This is a genomic window from Argonema galeatum A003/A1 (assembly GCF_023333595.1).
GTDB classification, from domain to species: Bacteria; Cyanobacteriota; Cyanobacteriia; order Cyanobacteriales; family Aerosakkonemataceae; genus Argonema; species Argonema galeatum.
Map to the genome: position 1 here is coordinate 1 of NZ_JAIQZM010000013.1, position 7,454 is coordinate 7,454.

At 48.3% G+C, this 7,454-nt stretch carries 8 protein-coding genes; 4 read left to right on the plus strand and 4 right to left on the minus strand.

Annotated elements, in window-relative coordinates:
- On the plus strand, positions 1-193 hold a 193-nt coding region (locus tag LAY41_RS15350), incomplete at its 5' end, for a hypothetical protein (protein ID WP_249099349.1).
- A 10-nt stretch (positions 194-203) separates the two neighbouring features.
- On the opposite strand, the gene LAY41_RS15355 is transcribed toward LAY41_RS15350, so the two are convergent.
- Positions 204-350 carry a DUF2256 domain-containing protein gene (locus LAY41_RS15355; protein WP_249099352.1) on the minus strand — a complete coding sequence of 49 codons (147 nt, stop codon included), beginning with the start codon at positions 348-350 and terminating at the stop codon, positions 204-206.
- A 59-nt stretch (positions 351-409) separates the two neighbouring features.
- Between LAY41_RS15355 and LAY41_RS15360 the strand changes: the two genes are divergently transcribed.
- Together LAY41_RS15360 and LAY41_RS15365 are read left to right on the plus strand one after the other, a co-directional pair.
- The gene (locus LAY41_RS15360) at positions 410-1,183 is read left to right on the plus strand and encodes an RNA methyltransferase (RefSeq protein ID WP_249099357.1); all 774 of its coding nucleotides are present in this window, start codon (positions 410-412) and stop codon (positions 1,181-1,183) included.
- A 134-nt stretch (positions 1,184-1,317) separates the two neighbouring features.
- Positions 1,318-3,144, plus strand: a complete 1,827-nt coding sequence (locus tag LAY41_RS15365) for a serine hydrolase (protein ID WP_249099359.1) — start codon at positions 1,318-1,320, stop codon at positions 3,142-3,144.
- Positions 3,145-3,265: 121 nt separating this feature from the next.
- Here the strand turns inward: LAY41_RS15365 and obgE are convergent, their stop codons facing one another.
- Together obgE and LAY41_RS15375 are read right to left on the minus strand one after the other, a co-directional pair.
- On the minus strand, positions 3,266-4,294 hold the full coding sequence (obgE, locus tag LAY41_RS15370; protein WP_249099362.1) for a GTPase ObgE: 1,029 nt from the start codon (positions 4,292-4,294) through the stop codon (positions 3,266-3,268).
- Positions 4,295-4,365: 71 nt separating this feature from the next.
- Positions 4,366-5,073, minus strand: a complete 708-nt coding sequence (locus tag LAY41_RS15375) for a Mo-dependent nitrogenase C-terminal domain-containing protein (protein WP_249099366.1) — start codon at positions 5,071-5,073, stop codon at positions 4,366-4,368.
- Positions 5,074-5,682: 609 nt separating this feature from the next.
- Here LAY41_RS15375 and LAY41_RS15380 point away from each other — a divergent pair.
- A complete protein-coding gene (locus tag LAY41_RS15380) occupies positions 5,683-6,051 on the plus strand; it encodes an EamA family transporter (RefSeq protein ID WP_249099368.1) in 369 nt (122 codons plus the stop codon).
- Between the two features lie 76 nt (positions 6,052-6,127).
- Here the strand turns inward: LAY41_RS15380 and LAY41_RS15385 are convergent, their stop codons facing one another.
- On the minus strand, positions 6,128-7,063 hold the full coding sequence (locus tag LAY41_RS15385; RefSeq protein ID WP_420840326.1) for a class I SAM-dependent methyltransferase: 936 nt from the start codon (positions 7,061-7,063) through the stop codon (positions 6,128-6,130).
- Between the last annotated feature and the right edge of the window lie 391 nt (positions 7,064-7,454).

Here is a 7,454-nt window from a genome sequence, read left to right on the forward strand (position 1 = left end):
TGTCAGTTGTCAGTTGTCAGTTGTCAGTTGTCAGTTGTCAGTTGTCAGTTGTCAGTTGTCAGTTGTCAGTTGTCAGTTGTCAGTTGTCAGTTGTCAGTTGTCAGTTGTCAGTTGTCAGTTGTCAGTTGTCAGTTGTCAGTTGTCAGTTGTCAGTTGCTTTACAGTTGTCGTACTCCCCATTCACCATTTTTAATTATTAATTTTTAATTACTCCGGCGACGGCGACAGCGTTCTGAGCAATACTTCACATCATCCCAGCAATCAGCCCATTTTTTACGCCAGGTGAACGGACGTTGACATACGGGACAAATTTTTGTGGGTAGATCGGATTTAGAACGCTGGCGTGCCATGTTAATTTAACGATACTATTGTTAATCCAATTTAAAGGAAGGCCGGTACGGACACACTAATGGATGAGACAGCCTTAGCGCAGGTGCGAATAGTGCTGGTGAGACCGATCGGCCCCTTGAATATAGGGTCAGTCGCCCGCGTCATGAAAAATATGGGGCTAAGTCAGCTAGTATTGGTGGAGCCCAAATGCGAACCTTTGGAAGCACAAGCAAGGATTATGGCAGTCCATGCGGTAGACATCCTGGAAGCGGCTCAACTGGTCGCCACCTTGCCGGAAGCATTGAAAGGATGCTCAAGAGCGATCGCAGCTACAGCACGCGACAGACGGTTATCTCTCCATCTAGAAAAACCCCGCAGCACCTTGCCCTGGCTGCTCGAAGAAGGATCGTCAGCCTTGATTTTTGGCCCAGAAGACCGAGGCTTGAGCAACGACGAATTGAAATATGCCCAGCGATTCATACGTATTCCTTCCAGCGATGCCTATCCAGCACTAAATTTGGCTCAGGCAGTTGCTATTTGCTGTTACGAACTTTACCAAGCAATAAGCGAAGGGGCACTCACCCCTCAACCATCTCCCCACACCGATACGGCAACATTAGAAATCTTAGAAGAGTACTATCAGCAACTAGAAGCCGTGCTGTTAAAAATTGGTTATATCTATCCCCACACAGCAGCCTCCCGGATGGCGAAATTTCGGCTACTTTTTAATCGATCCCAGCCATCTAGAGCAGACGTAGCAATGCAGCGAGGCATCCTCAGCCAGATAGAATGGGCTCTATCTAAAGGTTCTCCAGCTGTGTTAGACACCCTATTGCCCCTAGAGGAATCTTAGATGTCGGCTTTCATGGCCGACCCGATCCGGGTGTAGCTGCGATGTAGTAGAGTTTTTTGGGTCTAGTATTACCGATCGGTGTAGTCTACATTTTTTGTCCCCAAATTAAGTCAACTTTCTAAGAGGTGTCATCCGTGGCAGCGTCCGAAAAGGGCCATCCCCGTCGCCAGCGGCGGCAGCTCAAACAACAGCAAGTGCCACAGCGGCAGGAATTAGCCCGGACACCAACCGAACGGTCTGGGCTTCGACCCAGACCGTCTAAGGCAGGGGTTTCTTCTGCCCTAGAGGGACGATTGCCCAGGAATGTAGGCCAACGCCGTGACGGATTGAACTGGTGGCAGAGGCTGTTTGGTCAACCCTCCAAAAAACCAGCAACCCCAGCCAGAAAGCAGCGGGGAAGCAAGATAGTAGGATCTGGTAATCTCACCAATCTTTCACTTAGACAAACAACCTCAAAGGACGGGCTTACTAAATTTAGGGCAAAACCCACTTCTGTAGTGCAGCCGCCCCCCGCTGTAAGAGAGATTCCCTCATCCAAAATCCTCTCATCCCAAGCCCCCGACTTCAGCCGTGGGGTAAATCCCAAATCCAAAATCCCAAATCCCAAATCGAATGACGGTTTCAACTATAGAACAAATCCAAAATCCAAAATCCTCTCATCCCAAGTCCCCGACTTCAGTCGTGGAGTAAATCCCAAATCCCAAATCCCAAATCCCAAATCGAATGGCGCAAGGCGTCAGCAAAGCAGGAAAGCAGGAGAGGAAAAAATCAGGAAATCCCCTCAGCCCGTTCGCCCCCCAGTTTCTGTTTCACGGAGATCGTTACCTAAGCAGCGACGCAACTCCCCTGGAGTACTGGTGTACGCAATGCGCCTACTCATTTTGGGGATCGGTCTAGGTGCGATCGTCGGTACAATACTGTCGATTTGGAACCCAGCCAGCCACAAGCCATCTGCAATCTCTGAGACAGTTAATCCTTCCCAGCATAGTGCTGTGGCAGATGTTAGTTTGAAACCCGCTTCTACATTTGGAGATGGCTTAACGGCGCTGAAGCTGAGTCAGGAAATTATGCCACTCAGAACTGCTGTACAGTCCTTAGCAAATCAGTATCCCCAATTGGCTCCAGGTATATTTGTCCTCGATATAGATACAGGTGCTTATCTAGACTGGAATGGTACAGCCAACTTGGCGGCGGCTAGCACGATTAAAGTACCGATTCTAGTTGCCTTTTTCCAAGATATAGATGCTGGCAAAATTCGCTTAGATGAAGTACTGGCCCTAGAACCAGAAGCGATCGCTTCTGGCTCCGGCAAAATGCAGTACAAACCCCCAGGAACAAAATATACGGCTCTGGAAACGGTAACCCAGATGATTACGATCAGCGACAACACCGCCACCAATATGCTGATTGCCCGTCTGGGTGGTGCCGAAGCCCTAAATCAGCGCTTCCGAGACTGGGGGCTGACAGCAACGGCAATCCGCAACAAACTACCCGATATAGAAGGAACAAACACTACCAGTTGTAAAGAGTTGGCAACCTTGATAGGGCGGGTAAACCAGGGCGAGTTGGTTTCCCTACCGTCGCGCGATCGCCTCCTGGATATCATGCGACGGACTGCAAACAACTCTCTCCTGCCACGCGGACTGGGAAAAGGAGCCAATATTGCCCACAAAACTGGCAATATTGGCTCAATGCTTGCAGATGTTGGCTTAATCGATTTGCCCAGCGGCAAGCGCTATATCGCCGCCGTGATGGTTAAACGTCCCCGCAACGATACGCGGGCAGCTGAACTGATTAACAAGATCTCTCGCGTCACCTATCAATACTTCAGCAAATCGATCGCCAATCCCCAGTTACCAGCTAGCGATGGGACAACTCCCGGTAATTCTATTCCTTCTCCCACCCCCATTAATCGCCTAGAAGATACCCAGTCTGTTAATGCTCAAAGAAATAGGGACTAGGGACTAGGGACTAGGGATTAGGGATTAGGGATTAGGGATTAGGGATTAGGGATTAGGGATTAGGGACTAGGGATTAGAGAGAAGATTTGCACTCTCCCACTCTCCCACTCTTCCCTAGCCCCTAGCCCCTAGCCTCTAGCCCCTCTTCCTTAGCCCCTGTTTCTTCCAGCATTCGCCAAATTTCCTGCAACATTGGCTCTAATCCGTTGTGGCTAACAGCAGAGATTAGGAAAACAGGAGCATGGCGAAGAGCTCGCAGTTCGGATGCGAACTCTTCCAAATCTCGATCGATCGAAACCGCATCCATTTTATTAAGTGCCAGAACTTGCGGGCGTTCTGGCAAACCTCTGCCGTATGCTTGCAACTCCTGCTCAATTGTTTGATAGTTACCCATCGGATCATCTGCTGTAACATCGATCAAGTGCAGCAGCAAACGAGTCCGCTCAATATGGCGCAAAAAATCATGACCCAACCCCACACCCTCGTGGGCACCCTCTATCAATCCAGGAATATCGGCAAACACAGCACCATCGCCGTTAGGTTTACGCACCACACCCAAATTCGGCTCTAACGTCGTAAACGGATAATCTGCTATTTTAGGACGAGCTGCTGAAATGGCTGAAATTAAAGTAGATTTACCCGCATTCGGCAAACCGATAATCCCTACTTCCGCAAGCAACTTCAACTCCAAACGCAGCAGCCGTTTTTCCCCTGCTAGTCCCGGAAGAGCATATTCGGGGGCGCGGTTGCGGTTGCTGAGGAAATGCTGGTTTCCCAAACCGCCTTTACCACCTTGAGCTACACAGATAGTTTGCCCCGGTTCTACCAAATCCCCGAATAATTCGTCAGTTTCGGTATCGTAGACAGATGTGCCGCAGGCAACCGGAATAATGCGATCGTTTCCATTTGCTCCAGTGCGATTATTCGGCCCCCCACGTCCCCCGTCTTCCGCCTTAAAACGGTGAATGTACTTAAAATCCAGCAAAGTTTGCAGGTTCTCCGTCGCCACAAAGAACACTGAACCGCCCTTGCCACCATTGCCACCCGATGGCCCCCCAGCCGGAACATACTTTTCTCGTCGGAAGGCGACAATGCCATCGCCTCCATTTCCAGCCTCTACTTCAATCTCTGCTTGGTCAATAAATTGCATATCACTTATTCGTCATTAGTCATCAGTCATTGGTCGTCAGTTAGTTATTCTTAAGTGATGACCAATGACTGCTAACAATATTGGGACACATCTTCACCACAATCATCTGCTAAATAAGACAGCGCTCGGAAGCGCAAGCCTACTAGCTGATCGTAAAGTGGATTTAGCTTACACAGGGGGGGAATATGTACGACTTTGTGGTCAAACAGGGTCACATCTCGCTCAAACGGACACTGGGATGGGATCATTTTGCACAAAAAGCGGGCCACCCTGGGGTCTTGAATGTCCAATCCTTCTAGCCAGTTCCGTACAGGTTTGAGCGCATCCCGTTGCCGTTGCGGCGATTGGTACTCCTTTACAGGTAAGGCTCCTTCATGGGATACCTGAGTAGCAGGCGCTTTTGCCTTATCTTCGTAGAGAGTATGGCGTAGAGCCTCTAACACCTGCTCATTTTGTCCCAAAGCCTGACAAAACTGGTGCAGCACTTCATCCTCGCTGGCAGAATAAACACCATCTGCTAATGCCACCATTACAGCCGTTCGCAAGAAATTCTCGGCAGCATCAGTTTTTGGCCCTAAAACCTGCGCCAACTCTGCTGGCCCGATCGGTTCCAGCGACCCCAAATCAACTGAGGGAGCAAGTTCATCCTGAGTCAGAGAGGCAATTAACTGCTGTTCTTGTTCATCAAAATTGCCGTCAGCCCAAGCAAGAGTAAGCAAACCGCGCAGCCAAGCTGCAATTTGTTCGCTTGTGTAGGGAGATTGCAGAATGCTCGTCATTTTTCTTCCTCCCTGGAGACTCCCGCCATAGCTGTAAAGAGCTTGGCGGTGAGAGGAAAGGGAGGCCGTGGTCTAGTTTGCATAAAGATTGTTAAAATGACGTGAAAAACCCGTTTCGCCTCAGAAGTGGGAACTTCCTGGCATACCTGCTGGCATTACAGGATAGAGGCTACCGATATTGTGACCCGCCTCGGTGAGGCGTTTAATTGGGATTACTCCCCTCCCATTTCTGGGGTGATGTTCGCCTCGACAAAGTTAGTAGTCGGTACTTTCTTTCGTAGCACTGGCTTAACCCTCTAAACCTGTTTAACTACTTGGTTCTAGAGCTACAGACTGGCGTCGCATCTGTAGGTAGGAGCTTGAACTCTTGCTACTAACGTAGGTATTGCTACCTGAGTCTGGTCAACTAGGGCTATCTTTCAAGCCCCCACGCTTAATCGGTACTCCTTTTCACGTGGTGGGTTGTTGACAGTACCTGTTTCATGCCTATACTCGATTCGATTTTAACGTGGGTGATGGTAGCAGTGTTAATAAGCTGATATGTTAAATCTAAAATCCAAAATCTAAAATCTAAAATTGTATGAGATCTTTACACGAGAATTATAGGTTGTGACCCCCTCAGAGTTTGGACTGTTTTTCATTTCGGTGTTAACAAGTGTCGCTGGGCAATTTTTCCTAAAAGCAGGGGCATCAAAGCTAGGGAAAGTCAATGCCAGCAACTTGTTTAGCCATATTATAGGGATTGCGCTCACGCCAGAACTATTGTTTGGCCTCACTTGCTATGCTCTAGGAGCCTGCGCTTACATTTTGCTGCTGACGCGAGTCAAATTAAGTGTTGCTGGCCCTGCGGTTTCCTTAGTTTATGTTTTCTCGCTGCTGTTGGGCTACTTTGTTTTTGGGGAACAAATTCCGGTGAGTCGGATTGTGGGTTTGGGTCTAATCGTCTGCGGTGTTGTTTTAGTGGTTTGGAACAAATGATTCCACTAAGAATTAAAAATCAAAAATCAAAAATGGAAATCAGATCGCATTTTTAATTTTTAATTTTTTAATTTTTCTAAGTGCGTTTGCACAAAATCCAGCGTAGTTCCATCGGTGGTTGACCATTAACGATCGGGAACAGATCTCGGCCTGTTGCCCAGTTAGCAAACCATCCGGTTGGAGGCCATGCCTCGGCAGGCAGGTGTTTCTGCTCGTATTCAAACACAGATTCATCTGAGATAATTTCTAGCGGGAGTCCTTCCATTGCCGATGCTAGCTCGGCGCGTGTAAAAATGGATGACCACGCTATTTCTGACATTTCTCGTACTACTTGTTCTGGTGCGTAGCCATCTGCGGTCAAGAAAGTGTTAAAAAGTAACAAACCACCGGAGCGAACGACATCGCACATTTTAGCAAGTAACAGTCGCAATTGATCGGCATCTCGAAAATGAGAAATCACTTCTGCAACTATTGCCATTTTATAATGAGCGGGTCGCATCCGCACCATTGGGTCGAGGATATTACCTTGCGTAACTACTACAGGTAATCCCTCTGCTTGCACAGTTCCTTCGATCTGTTGGACAAAAGCAGGGGTTAATTCGATCGCGTGAACCAAATACCCAAGCCTTGCTAAAGGTAGAGTATTGCGTCCTGTTCCAGCTCCTATATCTAAAATGGGTGTAGTTGAAGGGTCTTGGCCTAATTCAGCAACTGTAGCCATCACCTTGGCATCTGGATGAGAACCGAATAAAGGCGGTTTTCTGGTTTCAACCCAGTTTTTGTATTGATCTGCAACTGATGAAACCGCTGTTGTAAGATTGCAAGTTAAACCTACATTAGGAGGCTTAGCTGGTTCGTATTTGAGTACAATACTTGAATGAGGTGAAGCGCGAAATCCTTCTTCCAACCTACGGCTAAGAACTTGACGCAACTGCTGTAGTTCTTCTTCAGAAAAGGCTTTGCCAAGTGAGTCGAACAGCATCTTCAGTCGCTGTAAGTAATGATCCAGCATTGCCGGTACGCAAGGCATTACCAGTTCACCACGGGGATATATGCGTGTATTGAGCTTGTTGAGAATGACTTGCTGTAGTACAGCCGGATCGGTCACTAAGGGGAGTGGTTGTGTCAATGCTTGTGTATCTTTAGAGGCGACCAAGTTCCCAGTCTCCGTTGCTTCACATCTGTTGGATTGATTTAAATTTTAACCAATAGGTGCCCAAAGCCCTACAGTATCATCGAGTCATGCAGGTGCGATCGATGTAATGAAGAACCTCACCCCCCAACCCCCTCTCCGATCTCGGAGAGGGGGAGAAAGACAGAAGCAGAATTCCTTCTCGTCCTTCTCCTCTTCCTCCGTTGCGGGGGAGAAAGACAGAAGCAGAATTCCTTCTCGTCCTTCTCCT